This is a genomic window from Caulobacter sp. Root1455, assembly GCF_001426905.1.
Classification (GTDB): domain Bacteria; phylum Pseudomonadota; class Alphaproteobacteria; order Caulobacterales; family Caulobacteraceae; genus Caulobacter.
Genome location: NZ_LMFQ01000026.1, coordinates 65,368 through 82,798, shown reverse-complemented (window position 1 = coordinate 82,798; position 17,431 = coordinate 65,368). Strand labels below are relative to the sequence as shown.

Below are 17,431 nucleotides of genomic sequence, written 5' to 3'. Positions count from 1 at the left end.
GCTTAGGCCTCCATCGGGTTTTTGGCGCGCGAGCGCGGATTGGCGCCGAACAGGCCCAGTTCGGTGCGGCCGCCCGAGCAGCCGTTGCCGAAGGTGAAGCCGCAGGAGCCGCGCAGGTCGTAGGCGTCCTCGGCGGCTTCGCGGTGGGCCGAGGGGATGACGAAGCGGTCCTCGTAGTTGGCGATGGCCATGTAGCGATACATGTCCTCCACCTGGGCGGCGGTCAGCCCGACCTTGCCGGCGATGGCGTGGTCGATGCGGCCGTGCACGGTCTTGGCGCGCATGTAGCCGCGCATGGCCAGCATGCGTTCCAGCGCCTGGACCACCGGCGGCTCGTTGCCGCCGGTCAGCAGGTTAGCCAGGTAGCGGACCGGAATGCGCAACGAGGCGACGTCGGGCATGTCGCCGTCCATTTCCAGCGCGCCGGACGAAGCGGCCGACTGGATCGGCGACAGCGGCGGCACATACCAGACCATGGGCAGGGTCCGGTATTCGGGGTGGAGCGGGAAGGCGATCTTCCAGTCGACGGCCATCTTGTAGACCGGGCTCTTGCGGGCCGAGTCGAGCCAGGCCTCGGGAACGCCGTCGGCGCGCGCCTGGGCGATCACCGCCGGATCGTTGGGATCCAGGAAGATGTCGAGCTGGGCCTGGTAGAGGTCCTTCTCGTCGGGCGTCGCGGCGGCGGCCTGGATGCGGTCGGCGTCATAGAGCAGCACGCCCAGATAGCGGATGCGGCCCACGCAGGTCTCCGAACACACGGTCGGCAGACCGACCTCGATGCGCGGGAAGCAGAAGGTGCACTTCTCGGATTTTCCCGATTCCCAGTTGTAGTAGATCTTCTTGTAGGGACAGGCCGAGACGCACATCCGCCAGCCGCGACACTTGTCCTGGTCGATCAGGACGATGCCGTCCTCTTCGCGCTTGTAGATCGCGCCCGAGGGACAGGCGGCCACGCAGGCCGGGTTCAGGCAGTGCTCGCACAGCCTGGGCAGGTACATCATGAAGGTGTTTTCAAACTGCCCGTAGATCTCCTTCTCGATGCCCTCGAAGTTGGCGTCGGCGGAGCGCTTGGAGAATTCCCCGCCCAGGATTTCCTCCCAGTTGGGGCCCCATTCGATCTTCTCCATGCGCTGGCCGGTGATCTTCGAGCGCGGCCGCGCGGTCGGGAAGTGCTTCATCTCCGGAGCGTTCTGGAGATGGGCGTAGTCGAAATCGAACGGCTCGTAATAGTCGTCGATTTCCGGCAGATCGGGGTTGGCGAAGATCTTGGCCAGGATGCGCCATTTGGCGCCCATCTTGGGTTCGATCTTGCCGTTGGCCTTGCGGATCCAGCCGCCGTTCCACTTCTTCTGGTTCTCCCAATCCTTGGGAAAGCCGATGCCAGGCTTGGTCTCGACGTTGTTGAACCAGGCGTATTCGACGCCTTCGCGGTTGGTCCAGACGTTCTTGCAGGTGACCGAGCAGGTGTGACACCCGATACACTTGTCGAGGTTCAGCACCATGCCGATTTGCGCTCGCACCTTCATTGGGCGAAATCCTTCTGAACGAGCGGTTCTTCCAGCCAATCGATCTTGGTCATCTTGCGGACGACCACGAATTCATCGCGGTTGGAACCGACGGTGCCGTAGTAGTTGAAGCCGTAGGCGAGTTGGGCGTAGCCGCCGATCATGTGGGTCGGCTTGAGCACGGTGCGGGTGCACGAGTTGTGGATGCCGCCGCGCAGGCCGGTGATCTGAGACCCGGGGGTGTTCACGATCTTTTCCTGGGCGTGATACATGAAGGTCGTGCCCTCACGGATCCGCTGGGACACCACCACCCGCGCGGTCAGGGCGCCGTTGGCGTTGAAGACCTCGATCCAGTCGTTGTCGACCAGACCCGCCTTCTTGGCGTCGACCTCCGACACCCAGACCACGGGACCCCCGCGGTTGAGCGTCAGCATCATCAGGTTGTCGCTGTAGGTGGAGTGGATCCCCCACTTCTGGTGCGGCGTGATGAAGTTGAGGACGATCTCCTTCTCGCCGTTGGGCTTGGCGCCCATGACGTGGGTGGTCTTCAGGTCGATGGGCGGGCGGTAGACGCAAAGGGCCTCGCCGAACGCCCGCATCCACAGGTGGTCCTGATACAGCTGCTGACGGCCGGTCAGGGTCCTCCACGGGATCAGCTCGTGGACGTTGGTGTAGCCGGCCGTGTAGCAGACCTTCTCGCTCTCGATGCCCGACCAGGTCGGCGAGGTGATGATCTTGCGCGGCTGGGCCAGGAGGTCGCGGAAGCGGATCTTCTCGTCTTCCTTGGGCAGGGCCAGGTGGACGTGTTCGCGGCCGGTCTGCTTTTCGAGCGCTTCCCAGGCCTTGACCGCCACCTCGCCATTGGTCTCCGGCGCCAGCATCAGGATGGTCTCGCAGGCGTCGATATCGCTGTCGATGCGGGCCAGGCCCTGGGTCGCGCCCTCTTCGAGGACCACGCTGTTCAGCGCCTTGAGCAGATCGACCTCGTGGTCGGTCTTCCAGCCGATGCCCTTGCCGCCGTTGCCGCTCTGGGCCAGCAGCGGACCCAGCGCCGTGAAGCGCTTGTAGGTGTTGGGATAGTCACGCTCGACGATGGTGATCTGCGGCATGGTCTTGCCGGGGATCGCCTCGCACTCGCCCTTGGACCAGTCGCGGACGTCGAACGGCTGGGCCAGTTCGGCGGCGCTGTCGTGCTGGATCGGGGTCAGGACGACGTCCTTTTCGACACCCAACACCTCGGGGGCGACCTTGGAGAAGGCCTTGGCGATGGCCTTGAAGATCTCCCAGTCCGATTTCGACTCCCAAGCCGGGTCCACGGCCGCGCTCAGCGGGTGGATGAAGGGGTGCATGTCGGACGTGTTGAGGTCGTTCTTCTCGTACCAGGTGGCGGTGGGCAGGACGATGTCGGAATAGACCGCCGTGGTCGACATCCGGAAGTCGAGCGTCACCAGCAGGTCGAGCTTTCCCTCCGGCGCCTTGTCATGCCACGCGACCTCGGTGGGCTTGACCCCGCCGGTCTGGCCCAGGTCCTTGCCTTGCACGCCGTGCGACGCGCCCAGCAGGTGCTTGAGGAAGTATTCGTGGCCCTTGCCCGAGGAGCCCAGGAGATTGGAGCGCCAGACGAACATGTTGCGCGGCCAGTTGGCCGGATCGTCGGGATCCATGCAGGACATCTGCAGGTTGCCGCCCTTGAGCTGCTCCAGGGCATAGGCCCTGGGGTCCTGGCCCGCGGCGGCGGCGGCCTTGGCGACCTCCAGCGGGTTGGTCTTCAGGGCGGGCGCCGAGGGCAGCCAGCCCAGGCGTTCGGCCTTGGCGTTGAAGTCGATCATCGAACCGTTCCACACGCCCTCGGGCGCGGTCGGCGAGAGGATCTCGTCCATGCCGACGGTCTCGTAACGCCACTGGTTGCTGTGGGCGTAGAAGAACGAGGTGGAGTTCTGCTGGCGAGGCGGCTTGACCCAGTCGGTGGCGAAGGCCAGCGGCGCCCAGCCGGTCTGCGGCCGCAGCTTTTCCTGGCCGACATAGTGCGACCAGCCGCCGCCCGACTGGCCCACGCATCCGCACATCACCAGCATGTTGATGGCGGCGCGGTAGTTCATGTCCATGTGGTACCAGTGGTTCATCGCCGCGCCGATGATGATCATCGACTTGCCGTTGGTCTTTTCGGCGTTGTCGGCGAAGCCGCGGGCCACGGCCAGGATCTGCTCGCGCGGCACCGAGGTGATGGCTTCGGCCCAGGCCGGCGAGTAGGGCTGGACGTCGTCATGGTCGGTCGGCATGTGGTCGCCGCCGAAACCCTGATCGACGCCGTAGTTGGCCAGGAACAGGTCGTAGACGCAGGCCACCAGGGTCTCGCCCTCGGGCAGCATCATCCGCTTGACCGGCACGTTGCGCACCAGGACGTCGGGATGGTCGGTCATGGCGAAGCCGTTGGTGGCCGCGCCGCCGAAATAGGGGAAGCGCACGCCGGCGACGTCGTCGTGGACGCCCTTCAGGCCCAGGCGCAGCGTGGTCTCACGTCCCGCGCCGTCCTTTTCCTCCAGGTTCCACTTGCCGTCCTCGCCCCAGCGGAAGCCGATCGAGCCGTTGGGGACCACCACCTGGCCGGTGGCGTCGTCGAGGGCGACGGTCTTCCAGTCGGGATTGTTGGTCTCGCCCAGGGCCTGGTCGAACTCGGCCGCGCGCAGCAGGCGTTCGGGCACATAGGCGCCGTCCTGCGGAACCAGGCGGACCAGCATCGGCAGGTCGGAATACTTGCGCAGGTAGTCGCGGAAATAGGGGACTTGGCGGTCGACGTGGAACTCCTTGAGGATCACGTGGCCGAACGCCATGCCCAGGGCCGCGTCGGTGCCCTGCTTCACGGCCAACCAGAGGTCGGAGAACTTGGAGGCCTCCGAATAGTCGGGGCAGATCACCACCGACTTGGCGCCGCGATAACGGGCCTCGGTATAGAAGTGGGCGTCGGGCGTGCGGGTCTGCGGGACGTTGGAGCCCCACAGGATCATGAAGCTGGAGTTGAACCAGTCGGCGCTCTCGGCCACGTCGGTCTGCTCGCCCCAGGTCTGGGGAGAGGCGGGGGGCAGGTCGCAATACCAGTCGTAGAACGACCCGCAGACGCCGCCGATCAGCTGCAGGTAACGCGCCCCGGCGGCGTAGGAGACCATGGACATGGCCGGGATCGGCGAGAAGCCGAACACCCGGTCGGGACCCCAGGTCTTGACCGTGTAGGCGTTGGCCGCGCCGATGATTTCGGTGACCTCGTCCCAGGTGGCGCGGATGAAGCCGCCGCCGCCGCGCCGCGTCACATAGTCGGCGCGTTGGGCGGGATCGTTCTGGATCGAGGCCCAGGCGGCCACCGGGGTGCGGGTGGCCCGCGCCGCTCGCCACAGCTTCAGCAGCCGCGAGCGGATCAGCGGGTATTTCACCCGGTTGGCTGAATAGAGGTACCAGCTGTAGCTGGCGCCGCGGGCGCAGCCGCGCGGCTCGTGGTTGGGAAGATCGGGCCGGGTGCGCGGATAGTCCGTCTGCTGGGTTTCCCAGGTGACGATGCCGCCCTTGACGTAGATCTTCCACGAGCACGAGCCGGTGCAGTTCACGCCGTGGGTGGAGCGGACGATCTTGTCGTGCTGCCAGCGGTTCCGATAGGCCTGCTCCCAGGTGCGGTCGTCGTCATTCATGACGCCGTGGCCGTCGGAGAACAGTTCGGTCTTGCGCGTGAAGAACGCGAGGCGATCCAGGGTATGGCTCATTGGGTGGGAACCTTGATGAGGGCGGGCGCGCGCAGCAGCGACGTCTTGCGGGCGTAGAAGGCCCAGTTGACGAGCACGCAGCTGACGTAGAAGCCGAGGAAGATGTAGAGGGCGAACTGCGGGTTGCCGGTGGCCTTGAGCGAGTCGCCGAACGCCTTGGGGATGAAGAAGCCGCCAAAGGCGCCGACGGCCGAGGTGAAGCCGACGATGGCCGCCGACTCCATTTCCGCGGCCCGCTGGCTGGCCTCGGCGGTCGCCCGCGGCATCAGCCGGGGCATGTCGGCGCGAACGATGGTGGGGATCATCTGGAAGGTCGAGGCGTTGCCCACGCCGGTCCAGAAGAACAGCCACAGGAAGCTGGCGAAGAAGATCGGGAAGGACGGCGCCGAGCCGTAGGCGCCGACCCCGGCCAGCACGCCGATCACGCCCGCGGCCATGGCCAGGAAGGACCAGTGGGTGACGCGGTCGCCGCCGAAGCGGTCGGAAACGCCGCCCGTCAGGGCGCGCGAGCCCGCGCCGATCAACGGGCCCAGGAAGGCCAGCTGCAGGACGTTGATGTCGGGGAACAGGGTCTTGGTCAGCAGCGGGAAGGCGGCCGAGAAGCCGAGGAACGAGCCGAAGGTGCCCAGATAGAGCCAGCACATGATCCAGTTGTGCTTGCGGCTGAAGATCACCGCCTGGTCCGCGAAGGAGGCCTTGGCCGAGGCGATGTCGTTCATGCCGAACCAGGCCGCCACGGCGGCGGCGATGATGAACGGAACCCAGACATAGGCGGCGTTCTGCAGCCAGATGTGCTTGGTCACCCCGTGATCGACGATGATCTGGGGCGCGCCGGCCAGGGGGCCGAACAGCGCCAGGCCGATCACCACCGGCACCAGGAACTGCATGACGCTGACGCCGAGGTTGCCGAACCCGGCGTTGACGCCCAGGGCCGCGCCCTTCTCGCTCTTGGGGAAGAAGAACGAGATGTTGGCCATGGAGGAGGCGAAGTTCCCGCCGCCCAGGCCGCAGGCCAGGGCCAGGCCGACGAAGACGCCGTAGGGCGTGGTCGGGTCCTGCACCACCACCCCGATGCCAATGGCCGGGATGAGCAGGGACAAGGTGGTCAGCGCAGTCCAGCGCCGGCCGCCGACGATCGGCACCATGAAGCTGTAGAACACCCGCAAGGTGGCGCCCGACAGGGCGGGCAGGGCGGCCAGCCAGAACAGCTGCTCGGTGGTGAACTTGAAGCCGACCAGCTTGAGCTTGGCGATGACCATCGACCACACCATCCAGACCGAGAAGGCCAGCAGGAGGTTGGGCACCGAGATCCACAGGTTGCGACGGGCGACGGCTTTTCCGCTCGCGCGCCAGAAGTCGGCGTCCTCTGGACGCCAGTCGGTCAGGACCGGGCTTTGTTTGGTCGTGGGCATGGACTGCGCCTTACTTGCTATCTGGCGGTTGGGTTGGCGACGCGCCGGGCGGGCGCGGTGGAGGTCGAGGCGGCCCGGCTGAGGCCGGCCATTTCGGGAAGTTGCGGCAGGTCGGCCAGCTGGGGCGCGTTGGCGCGCTCCATGCGGCCGATGGCCAGGTGCATCCAGGTCAGGGCCCCGGCGACCAGGACGAACAGCAGCATGAAGCAGCTGGTCCAGACGCCGGTGAGATCGTTCAGCGCGCCGAAGGCGATGGGCAGCACGAAGCCGCCCAGCCCGCCGACCATGCCGACGAGGCCGCCGACCGAACCGATGTGGTCGGGGTAGTAGACCGGGATGTGCTTGAAGACCGCCGCCTTGCCCAGGCTCATGGCGAAGCCGAGCGCGAACAGCAGGATCACGAATGGCGCCAGACCGGTGGCCAGGCGGAAGGCGATCGGGCCGCGCACGCCGTCGACCACGTAGCTGGTGGCCGGATAGGACAGCAGGAACGCGCAGATCGCGCTGATGATGAAGGTCAGATACATGACCTTGCGCGCGCCGATCTTGTCCGACAGGTAGCCGCCGAACACTCGAAACAGCGAGCCGGGGATGGAGTAGGCGGCCGCCAGCATGCCGGCGGTGATGAGGTCGAGGTGATAGACCGCGACCAGATAGTGCGGCAGCCACAGCGCCAGGGCCACGAAGCCGCCGAACACGAAGAAGTAGTAGAGGGCGAAGCGCCAGACCTGCAGCTTGCGCAGCGGCGCCAACTGGTCGGCGGTGTTCTGCGGCTTGGCGCCGGTGCGCCGGCGGGCTTGCAGGTCAGGCTCGTCGCGGGTCGAGAAGAAGAAGGCCAGCGCCAGCAGGGCCAGCGCCCCGGCCCAGATCTGCGCCACGGCCTGCCAGCCCAGGGCCAGCATCACGAAAGGCGCGAGGAACTTGGTGACCGCCGCGCCGACATTGCCGGCCCCGAAGATGCCCAGAGCCGCGCCCTGGCGTTCCTTGGGGAAGAACTTGGCGACATAGGCCACCCCGACCGCGAACGAGCCGCCGGCCATGCCGACGCCCAGCGCCGCCAGCAGGAACTGCGGATAGGTGTGGGCGTGGGAGAGCAGGTAGGTCGCCGCCGCCGCCGACAGCATGACCAGCAGATTGACCAGGCGCCCGCCGTACTGCTCGGTCCAGACGCCCAGGAACACGCGCGTCAGCGAACCGGTGAGGATGGGCGTGCCGGCCAGCAGGCCGAACTGCGCCTCGGTCAGGCCGAGGTCCTGTTTGATCCGAACGCCGATGATCGAGAAGATCGTCCACACCGCGAAACAGGCGGTGAAGGCGATGGTGCTCATCGTCAGGGCCGATCCGGCCCCCGGCTGCGATGGGATCGCCGTCTTCATGTCTGGCCTCGAAAAGGCAACGCGCGACATGGTTTGCCGCGTGCAACCTAATGCGGGGGCAGGTCTTCACTGTATTTGATGGATATCAAGCACCGGCAAATAACCGATGATAACGCGCAAGTCATCGCTGCGGCGAAACAGCGCAGTTTGCTAATGTCAATTTGGTTTTATTGGTGTCGCAAACGTACGCTTGATAAATGTCAATCGTGACGGGCGAGTTTGATCTGCATCAAGGCCCCGGCCACCTGGCGCGCTCAGGAGTGGAGCATGATGAGAAGCGCCGATGTGGACCGTGTCAGAAGCTTGCCGCTGTTTCGCGTGATGTCGGACACGGCGTTTCGGGACGTCACCGGCGGCGCCTTCCTGCAGAAGTTCCCGGCCGGGACCACCCTGCTCACCGAGGGCGACACCGTCGATTTCCTCTATGTGCTGCTCGACGGCAGCGTCGAGCTGGGGGCCAGCTGGAACGACAAGGACACCACCCTGGCCGTGCTGCGGCCGGTCTCGACCTTCATCCTGGCCGCCGTGGTGCTGGACGCCGACGCCCTGATGAGCGCCCAGACCATCGAGCGCTCCGACATCCTGATGCTGTCGGGCGAGGCCCTGCGGCGGGCGATGAGGGAGGACGCGGCCTTCTCGGTCGCCGTGGCCCAGGAGCTGTCTGGCTGCTATCGCGGCCTGGTTCGCGCCATCAAGAGCCAGAAGCTGCGCGGCGGTCTCGAGCGCCTCGCCAACTACCTGATCACCCAGAAGATCCGCCAGGGCGGCGCGGACACCTTCACCCTGCCGCACGAAAAGCGCCTCCTGGCCTCGGTGCTGGGCATGACCCCGGAAAACCTGTCGCGGGCCTTCGCCTCGATCGCCGACTACGGGGTGGTCATCAACGGCCCGCAGGTGACGATCGCGCGACCTTTGGTGCTGGAGCGCCTGGCCAAGCCCGATCCCCTGATCGACAACCACACGCCGCCCACCGACGCGCCGATCGGCAAGGCCCAGCGCGAGCGCTGGCCCACGGACCGCCACCAGCGCACGGGCTCCTAGGACTTGTAATCAGCCGCCGAACTGCGCGAGCTGGCGGGTGTCGCCGCTGTTGTTTTCGTGCAGCCGATGGCCCGCCGGCTTGCCGACCAGGGCCGCCTGGATGCGCGCCTGCAGAGCCTCTTCCTGGCCGGGGACCAGAAGGTCGCGCAGATTGACGCCCAGTTCGCCGAACAGGCACAGGCGCAGCGCGCCCCTGGAGGTCACGCGCAGGCGGTTGCAGCTGTCGCAGAAGCCCGGCGCGTAGGGCGCGATCAGGCCGATGCGGCCGGCATGGTCGGGGTGCGCATAGTCGGTCGCGGGCCCATCGTCGAAGGCCTTGGCCACCGGCGTCCAGCCGCGCGCCGCCAGCCAGCCCTGCAGGTCGACGCCGGAGACGTGCTGGTCGTCGAAATAGGCGGCGTTGTCGCCGGTGCGCATCAATTCGATGAAGCGCAAGGAGATCGGCCGATCGCGGACGAAGTCGGTGAAGGCGTCGAAGCCCGTCTCGACGGTGTCGCGCAGCAGGACGGCGTTGACCTTCACCGTGGGCGTTCCCAGCGCCAGGGCCAGGTCGAGCCCGGCGACGACCTCCTTCAGCTGATCATGGCCGGTGATGCGGTGGAACGCGGCGGGATCCAGCGAGTCGATGCTGACATTGAGATTGGTCAGGCCGGCGTCGCGCCAGGCGGCGGCGTTGCGTCGAAGGTTCCAGCCGTTGGTGGTGACGGCCACCTTGTCGATGCCCGGCGTGGCCGCGGCGCGGGCGATGATCTCGACCAGGTCGCGTCGCACGCTGGGCTCGCCGCCGGTCAGGCGCAACTTGGCGACGCCGAAGCCGGCGAAGGCGCGCACCACGCGATCGATCTCGTCGGGGGTCAGGAAGCTCATCGCCCCGGACTTCTTGAAGCCGTCGGGCAGGCAGTAGGTGCAGCGGTAGTTGCACACCTCGGTGACCGAGAGGCGCAGATAGCGGAAGCGACGGCCAAAGCCGTCAACCAGACGTCCCATGCGGGCTCCTTTCCAAGCAAGGGAGGCGACGGCGTTTCCCCCGTCACCCTTGCCGGCGAACCGGCGCGGCGGCCGGGCCTTGGCGCGGGTGCGCTTTAGGCCTGGACGCTCGGAGCGAGATCTATCGGTAGGCCTGGACGGCGCCGCGGGCCATGACCCGGGGCGCCGCAGGACTTGATAACGGTCAAGCCCTGAGCGGGCGCGGAAGCACCAGCATCGGGCCATAGCTGGCCGCGAAACCGGCGAAGGCCAGGATCCAAAGGAAGGCGGAAACCATCAGCAGGTTCTGCTGCCAGAGGCCGGTGAACGGGGCGGCGACGCGGGCCACGGCCGCGGCGTTGATCGCCACATAGACGGCGGTGGTCGCCGCGTCGGCGTGCAGATCGCGCCCGCTGTGCCCGCGGCTCGAGCGGGTCATGACAGCCAGGGTCATGACGCCCACGGCGCCGGCGGTCAGGGCGTGGATCCCGGCGGTGCGGGGAATGGCCGGATCGAGCACCGAGGCGCCCAGGAGCAGCAGGCTCAGGCCAAGCCAGCCATAGCCAAGGTGCAGGACCCAGACGAGGGGCTCTGATCGCGTGGCCCAGCCGCTCCAGCGCGCCAGGCGGACAAGGTTGGTCAGGCCGGCCAGGGCCAATAGAGCGCCGCTGAACAGGGCGTCGGGAAGAACCGCCCAGCTCGCGGCGGCGACGCCGGTCAGGGCCAGGGCGGCTTGATCGATCCGGTCGAACACGGCGGGCTGGGCGCCGGCGCCCCGGGCCTTCAGCCAGTTGCGGGTGAAACTGGGCGTGATGCGCCCGCCGATCAGGGCGATCAGCAAGGCCGCCACCCCCAGGGCCAGCCGCTCGCCCAGCGCCGACGCCCAGGTGACGCCGTGCACGTGGAAGGCGATGTTGCCCAGGGCCAGGGCGGTCACCAGGCCGCAGACGGGCAGATTGCGCCAGTTGCGGCCCGCCAGGACCTCACGCCAGATCACGCCGGCGAAGACCACGAGGAAGAGGCTGTCGATGACCCCCGTGGCGACGGCGCCCAGGCTGGCCTGGAACAGCATGGCCACGCGTCCGGCCAGCCACAGGCCCGCCAGTTGCGCAAGCGGGGCGCCGATGATCGGCATCCGCCCCGTCCAGTTGGGCACCGCCGTGGTCAGGAAGCCCGCGATCACGGCGGCCAGGAAGCCGAACAGCATCTCGTGCACGTGCCAGTCGCGCGTCAGCATGCCGGGGCCGCCCGCCAGATAGCTCCAGAGCCAGAGCGGGACGACCAGGGCCGACCAAAGGGCGCCCATCAGATAGAAGGGCCGGAAGCCGAAGCTGAAGAAGGCGGGGCCGCGATAGGCGCGGCGGGCGGCTGCGGTGGACATGACGGATGTATAGGTCGGACGACCCTCCGCCGCCTTGATGCCGGTCAACCGCTCAGCCGCACTTGGAATAGCCGCAGTCGAAGCAGGTGTCGCAGCCCTCCTTGCGGGCCATCTCGAACCCGCCGCAACGTGGGCACGCGACCTTGTTGGCGGCGAACGGATTGGCCGAGGGCGCGGCCCGCGACGGCGCGTCGGCGGAGGGCTCGTGCGGCGTTTGGCCGCGCAGGTGGCGCTCGATCACCCCGCCGATCGCGGCCAGCAAGGAAGGGGTGTAGCGGCCGTCGATCCAGCCGCCGCCGCGCGGGTCGAACACGGCCTTCAGTTCCTCGGCCACGAACGACACGTCGCCGCCGCGGCGAAACACCGCCGAGATCATCCGCGTCAGCCCCAGCGTCCAGGCGTAGTGCTCCATGTTCTTGGAGTTGACGAAGATCTCGAAGGGGCGAGCGCCGTCGGCGGTCTCCACATCGTTGATGGTCACATAGACGGCGTGGGCGCTGTCGGGCCATTTGATCTTGTAGGTGGCTCCGTCCAGGGCGTCCGGGCGCGGGGCCAGCTTGGGCTCGGGCTCGGGCGCGGGCAGCGGGTTCGCCGGGGTTTCCGGGGTCTTTTCCAGAGGCTGGGCAACCGACAGCACCGAGCCGGTGATGGCGTTGGGACGATAGGTGGTCAGGCCCTTGCAGCCCAGCCGATAGCCTTGGCGATAGATGTCGGCGAAATCGTCGAAAGCGATGGTCTCCGGGCAGTTGACGGTCTTGGAGATCGAGCTGTCCACCAGGCCCTGGGCGGCGGCCTGCATGCGCAGATGGTCGGCGGGCGTCAGGTCCTGGGCGCTGACGAACACGGCGGCCGGCGGCGTGGCGTCGCCGCGCAGCCGCTTCCAGACCGCCAGGGCGTAGTCCTCGACCTGTTCCTCCCGGGTGGTTCCGTCGGGCTGGCGCACCTTGCGGGTGTAGGCGTAGGCGAAGACCGGCTCGATGCCCGACGAGACGTTGCCCGCCAGCAGCGAGGTGGTGCCGGTCGGGGCGATCGAGGTCAGGCAGCCGTTGCGCAGCCCATGGGCCGCGATCAGGGCGCGGGTCTCCTGGTCCAGGCTGGTCAGGTTGGGGCGGTCCAGGATCCGCGGATCATACAGCGGGAAGGCGCCCTTCTCGGCGGCCAGCAGGGCCGAGGCGCGATAGGCCTCCCGCTTGATGACGCCCAGCCAGCGCTGGGTGAGGGCCACGGCCTGGTTGTCGCCATAGCGCGCGCCGCAGAAGACCAGGGCGTCGGCCAGGCCCGTGACGCCGATGCCCAGCCGTCGCTTGGCCTTGGCCTCGGTTTCCTGGGCCGCCAGCGGGAAGCGCGAGATGTCGATGACGTTGTCCAACATCCGCACGGCGGTGCGGGTCAGCTCGCCGAGCTTGGCCTCGTCGAGGGCGGCGTCGGCCTCGAACGGCCGGTCGACCAGGCGGGCCAGGTTGAGCGAACCCAGCAGGCAGGCGCCGTAGGGCGGCAGCATCTGTTCGCCGCAAGGGTTGCTGGCCAGGATCTGCTCGCAGTAGGCCAGGTTGTTGGCGGCGTCGACGCGGTCGATGAAGATCACCCCCGGCTCGGCGGCGTCATAGGTGGCCCGCATCAGTCGCGCCCACAACTCGGCGGCGCGAACGGTGCGATGGACCCGGCCGCCGAAGCTCAGCGGCCAGTCGGCGTCGGCTTCGAGCGCGGCCATGAACGGATCGGTGACCAGCACCGACAGGTTGAAGTTGCGGAAGCGGCCGGCCGCGCGCTTGGCGTCGATGAAGGCCTCGATGTCGGGGTGGTCGATGCGCAGGCACCCCATCATCGCGCCGCGTCTCTGACCGGCCGAGAGGATGGTGCGGCACATCGAGTCCCAGACATCCATGAAGCTGAGGGGGCCCGAGGCGTCGGCGCCCACGCCCTCGACCGGAGCCCCGGACGGGCGGATCGACGAGAAGTCCATGCCGACCCCGCCGCCCTGCTGCAGGGTGATGGCCGCCTCGCGCAAGTGCTCGAAAATGCCGCCCAGGTCGTCGGGGGTCCGGCCCATCACGAAGCAGTTGAACAGGGTCACGGCCCGGGCGGTGCCCGCGCCCGCCAGGATGCGGCCGGCGGGCAGGAACTGGAAATCGGTGAGGGCCGCCATGACCTCGGCGTGGAACCCCTTGCGAAGCTTGGGAGCCTCGGCCTGGGCCACGGCGTGGGCGACACGGTTCCAGGTCTCCAGGACGCTGGCGTCGCCGCCGCCGCCGCTGGGCGGCGCGAAACGATACTTGCTGGCCCAGATCTCGCCGGCGAAGGGATTGTCGAACGCCATGGTCGCTCTCTCTGAAAGGGGAGGTGAAGGCTGGTCGATTCCCTGCGGCGCGCGGAAGGCGACTCGGGGGTGCGCAGCTTGCGACATCCGCCAAGGCGGGCCTTGAGCAACATCAAGGCGCGCGACGGTTTCGCTCAATGTCATCGATCGGCGAAGCCCCTAGGGGTCGGGGCGGAGACCCAAAGATGACCACGCTCACCAGCCCCGCCGCTCTTGCTCACGCCTTGGACGCCGGCGCCCCGCCGCATTCGCCGGGCGAACCGCTGACCGACGGCCAGGTCGGCCCGCTGATCGACCACATCATGCGGCGCTACCACGACGTCCACCTGGAGGATTTTCCGCGGGCCATCGCCCTGGCGCGCAGGGTCGAGGCGGTGCACGGCGGCGACGCCGACTGTCCGCATGGCCTGGCCGATCACCTCCAGATGATGGCCGAGGACCTGGTTGGCCATCAGCAGAAGGAGGAGGAGGTCCTGTTTCCGATGATGCGCGCCGGCCGCGGGTCGATGCTGCGGGTCGCCATCGCCCGCATGCAGGTCGAGCATGGCGACCTGACCGGGCAACTGACGCGGTTGACGGAGATCACCCGGAACTTTTCCGTGCCGGAAGGCGCCTGCGGAACGTGGCGGGTCCTGGACCAGCTTTGCCGCAAGCTGGATCACGAGCTGCGCGAGCACATGCACCTGGAGGACACGGTCCTCTTCCCGCACTTCGTCGGCGCGCCATAGGCCGCTGATCAGAAATCCAGGATCTCGACCAACGCCCCGGTCTCGCTCGCCGCGTCGCCCGGGCGGCGGCGGATCAGCACATCGCTCAGGACCAGGGCCTTTTGGGCCGAAGAGTCCTGATCACCGATCGGCTCGACGCCGCCCTGGGTTCGTCGTCCGCGGACGAAGGTCTCGCGATCACCGCAGGGGCCCAGCGAGCCGGTCAGAGCCACGGAGCGCCAGTCCGTCGCCGCGGCCGATCCCAGTCCGGCGAGGCCCGCGATCAGCGGGGCCAGGAAAAGTCGCGCGGTGACCAGGGCCGACGTCGGATTGCCCGGCAGGCCGACGACCAGGGCGCCCGACGCCCGCCCGATCCAGATCGGCTTCCCCGGCTTGATGGCCACCTTCGAGAAGATCAGTTGCAGATCCAGCGGCGCGAACATCGCCTTGGCGAAGTCGCGTTCGCCCACCGAGGCGCCGCCGGTCACGACGACCACGTCGGCCCGACCGACCGCCGAGCGGGCCGCCGTCTCCAGCGCCGCCAGATCATCGCCCAGGCGCCAGCGATCGACCACCTTGCCCCCCCAAGCGCGAACCAGCGAGGCGACGCCGAAGGACACGCTCTCGGGGATCCCGGGCCGAAGCTTGGAGGGGCGTCCCGGCTCGTCGAGCTCCTCGCCGGTGCTGATGATCAGGACCCTGGGGCGAGAAATCACCGACACCCGCGCCAGGTCGGCCGCCGCGGCCGCCACCATGCGCTGAGCGTTGAGCCGAACGCCGGGCTCGACGAGAACGTCTCCCGCCGCGAAGTCGGAGCCGGGCGCGCGCAGATTGCGGCCGCCCCGGGGTGTTTGCAGGAACACCGCCCGAGGCCCTTCACGCCGGACCTCTTCCTGGATGACCACCCGATCGGTTCCGATCGGCGCGGTCGCGCCGGTGAAGATGCGCACGCAGGAGCCGGGCGCCAGAACGCCGTCGAAGGCCTGGCCGGCATAGGCTTCACCGATGACGGCCAGACGCACGGGCGCCTCGACCAAGTCGTCGTCGCGCGCGGCGTAGCCGTCCATGGCCGAGACGTCGGTGGCCGGCGAGGTGCGGCGGGCGACGATCGGCTTGGCCAGGATCCGGCCGTCGGCCAGGGCCAGGCCGACGGTTTCGTGGGGCAGGGCCTGCGCCAGATCGGCGACGAGCGCCGAGGCTTGCTCGAAGCTGATCAACTGCAAAGGCCCCGATAGCGGGGGATCTGGCCGACCAGCGAACAGGGCTTGAAGCGGCTGTCCAGCTCCTGGCCCAGCACCAGGTCCCAGGCGTCCTTGCAGGCGCCGGTCGAGCCCGGCACGCAGAACACGAAGGTCTCGCCGATCTGGCCGGCCAGGGCGCGGGACTGCAGGGTCGCGACCCCGACCGTGCCCTGGCTGGCCTGATGGAACACCACCGAGAAGCCGTCCATGGTCCGACGGAACAGCGGTTGCAGGGCCTCGGGCGTGACGTCGCGTGGCGCGAAGCCCGTGCCGCCGGTGGTCAGGATGACGTCGACCGCCTCGTCGTCGGCCCAGGCCCGGACCTGGCGGCGGATGGCTTCCACCTCGTCGGGCACGATGATCCGTCCGACCAGGCCGTGACCGGCGGCGGTCAGGCGATCGGCCAGCAGGGCGCCCGAGGTGTCGGTGTCGAGGTTGCGGGTGTCGGAAATGGTCAGGACGGCGATGTTGAGCGGGTAGAAGGGCAGGCGCTCGTCGATGCCGGGCTTGCGACTCTTCACGGCCGGCGGGGCGTCATCCATGGTCAACCTCCTGAGAACATCGACAGGAAGGCCACTTCCTGTCCGGAACCGATCCAGGCTGCTCCGCCGACGACCATGTGATCGATCGCCGTCCGCAGGCCGCGCTCGGCCAGGGCTTCGGCGCCGCCTTCGACCTGGTCGGCGAGGCGGGCCTTGAACCATGGCAGCGAACAGCCGCCGGCGGGGATTTCCACGGTCGCCGTGCGGCCGAAATGGTCGGCGATCTTGCCGAAGAAGCGGACCTGGACGGACCCGGTCAAGCCGGGGGACGACGTCAAGTTTTGAAGCACGAAAGACCTCGATCGCTGTCGGCCTGATTGGCGGATGGGATTTACACCGGTCGCGAGGCGGGCCGATTGTCCCATATCAAGCGGCCGGATATGTCGCAGGGCCGTTTCGGCGGGGACTAGGTCGATGAAGTCGCCGGCGGCGCCAGGTCCGACGCCGCGGGCTCGCCGTTGTGGGTGAAGACAGGGCGTGCGCCCTGGGATTTGACGCCCTTCAGCTTGGCCATCCAGGTTCGCAGGCGACTGGGCGCCGCGTCTTCGGCGGCCGCGGTCGCCTCGACCCGCTTCACCTCGGGCACGTAGCGGCGCACGATAGTCTCGATGCTCGTCTTCAGGGTCATTTGCGACGAAGGGCAGCCCCCGCAGGCGCCGCGCATCTCGATCCACAGCACGCCGGTGTCCGGATCGAAGCGATCAAACACCACGTCGCCGCCGTCGCGGGCGACGCCGGGACGGACATAGAGCCCCAGGACGCCCAGGATCTCATCCTCGATTTCGCCGCCGCTGATCGCCGTGGACGGCGCCGATCCGATCACGGCCGGCGCGCCGCTGGCGAGGTGATCGGCCAGGGCGGCGATCGCCTCGAGACGAAGGACGCTCCACGGCGGGCCGTCCGGCGCTCGCGTCACGGTGACAAAGTCGTGGGCGATGAAGACGCCGTCGACGGCGGGCAATTCGAACAGACGGTCCGCGAGCGGCGACCGGCCGGCCTGGTGATCGACGCGACGAAACGCCTGGGCCGGATCAGACGTCACCACGCAGTGCGGAATGAACTTCATGGCCGCGGGATTGGGCGTCTGTTCGGTCAGGATGAACATGCGGGCCTTGCTTCCCTGTTCGTGGCGTCCGGAACCAAGGCGGGCGTCGGCCGCGACGGCGGGTCGGTTAGGCTATAACATGTATCATA

The 17,431-nt window shown here is 68.1% G+C and carries 13 protein-coding genes and 1 riboswitch; of the genes, 2 read left to right on the top strand and 11 right to left on the bottom strand.

Annotated features, from left to right (window positions below):
* Positions 1–2: 2 nt before the first annotated feature.
* Genes narH through ASD21_RS24215 form a run of 4 tightly spaced genes read right to left on the bottom strand, consistent with a single transcriptional unit; the run spans position 3 to position 8,042 of the window.
* A complete protein-coding gene (gene narH, locus ASD21_RS22675; protein WP_056447040.1) occupies positions 3–1,526 on the bottom strand; it encodes a nitrate reductase subunit beta in 1,524 nt (507 codons plus the stop codon).
* Positions 1,523–5,254, bottom strand: coding sequence for a nitrate reductase subunit alpha (locus ASD21_RS22670; protein WP_056447036.1), 3,732 nt, complete (start codon positions 5,252–5,254; stop codon positions 1,523–1,525). The genes narH and ASD21_RS22670 overlap by 4 nt, the downstream gene beginning before the upstream one ends.
* Positions 5,251–6,666 (bottom strand): MFS transporter, encoded by a 1,416-nt coding sequence (locus ASD21_RS24220; RefSeq protein WP_056447033.1) that lies wholly within the window; start codon positions 6,664–6,666, stop codon positions 5,251–5,253. The genes ASD21_RS22670 and ASD21_RS24220 overlap by 4 nt, the downstream gene beginning before the upstream one ends.
* A gap of 17 nt (positions 6,667–6,683) precedes the next feature.
* Entirely contained in the window at positions 6,684–8,042 is a 1,359-nt protein-coding gene (locus ASD21_RS24215) for an MFS transporter (protein ID WP_056447029.1), read from the bottom strand.
* A gap of 270 nt (positions 8,043–8,312) precedes the next feature.
* Here ASD21_RS24215 and ftrB point away from each other — a divergent pair, with 270 nt between their 5' ends.
* Positions 8,313–9,083: a transcriptional activator FtrB gene (gene ftrB, locus ASD21_RS22655; protein ID WP_056447284.1), complete on the top strand. Its 771-nt coding sequence runs from the start codon at positions 8,313–8,315 to the stop codon at positions 9,081–9,083.
* 9 nt (positions 9,084–9,092) lie between these two features.
* On the opposite strand, the gene moaA is transcribed toward ftrB, so the two are convergent.
* From moaA to ASD21_RS22640, 3 genes are all read right to left on the bottom strand, one after another.
* Positions 9,093–10,070 (bottom strand): GTP 3',8-cyclase MoaA, encoded by a 978-nt coding sequence (gene moaA, locus ASD21_RS22650; RefSeq protein ID WP_056447028.1) that lies wholly within the window; start codon positions 10,068–10,070, stop codon positions 9,093–9,095.
* Positions 10,060–10,197, bottom strand: a riboswitch (molybdenum cofactor riboswitch). It overlaps the preceding gene by 11 nt.
* 57 nt (positions 10,198–10,254) lie before the next feature.
* On the bottom strand, positions 10,255–11,430 hold the full coding sequence (locus tag ASD21_RS22645; protein WP_056447023.1) for an NnrS family protein: 1,176 nt from the start codon (positions 11,428–11,430) through the stop codon (positions 10,255–10,257).
* A 52-nt stretch (positions 11,431–11,482) separates the two neighbouring features.
* Positions 11,483–13,747 carry an adenosylcobalamin-dependent ribonucleoside-diphosphate reductase gene (locus tag ASD21_RS22640; protein WP_056447019.1) on the bottom strand — a complete coding sequence of 755 codons (2,265 nt, stop codon included), beginning with the start codon at positions 13,745–13,747 and terminating at the stop codon, positions 11,483–11,485.
* Positions 13,748–13,932: 185 nt separating this feature from the next.
* Here ASD21_RS22640 and ASD21_RS22635 point away from each other — a divergent pair, with 185 nt between their 5' ends.
* Positions 13,933–14,475 carry a hemerythrin domain-containing protein gene (locus ASD21_RS22635; RefSeq protein WP_056447016.1) on the top strand — a complete coding sequence of 181 codons (543 nt, stop codon included), beginning with the start codon at positions 13,933–13,935 and terminating at the stop codon, positions 14,473–14,475.
* Positions 14,476–14,483: 8 nt separating this feature from the next.
* Here the strand turns inward: ASD21_RS22635 and ASD21_RS22630 are convergent, their stop codons facing one another.
* The 4 genes from ASD21_RS22630 to ASD21_RS22615 all read right to left on the bottom strand — a co-directional run bounded on the left by ASD21_RS22630 (position 14,484) and on the right by ASD21_RS22615 (position 17,342).
* Complete coding sequence (locus tag ASD21_RS22630) at positions 14,484–15,671, bottom strand: molybdopterin molybdotransferase MoeA (protein ID WP_056447013.1); 1,188 nt, start codon at positions 15,669–15,671, stop codon at positions 14,484–14,486.
* Positions 15,668–16,237 carry a molybdenum cofactor biosynthesis protein B gene (gene moaB / locus ASD21_RS22625; RefSeq protein WP_056447010.1) on the bottom strand — a complete coding sequence of 190 codons (570 nt, stop codon included), beginning with the start codon at positions 16,235–16,237 and terminating at the stop codon, positions 15,668–15,670. The genes ASD21_RS22630 and moaB overlap by 4 nt, the downstream gene beginning before the upstream one ends.
* A 2-nt stretch (positions 16,238–16,239) precedes the next feature.
* Positions 16,240–16,497, bottom strand: coding sequence for a MoaD/ThiS family protein (locus ASD21_RS22620; protein WP_056447006.1), 258 nt, complete (start codon positions 16,495–16,497; stop codon positions 16,240–16,242).
* Positions 16,498–16,643: 146 nt separating this feature from the next.
* Positions 16,644–17,342 carry a NifU family protein gene (locus ASD21_RS22615; protein WP_082554915.1) on the bottom strand — a complete coding sequence of 233 codons (699 nt, stop codon included), beginning with the start codon at positions 17,340–17,342 and terminating at the stop codon, positions 16,644–16,646.
* Positions 17,343–17,431 lie beyond the last annotated feature (89 nt).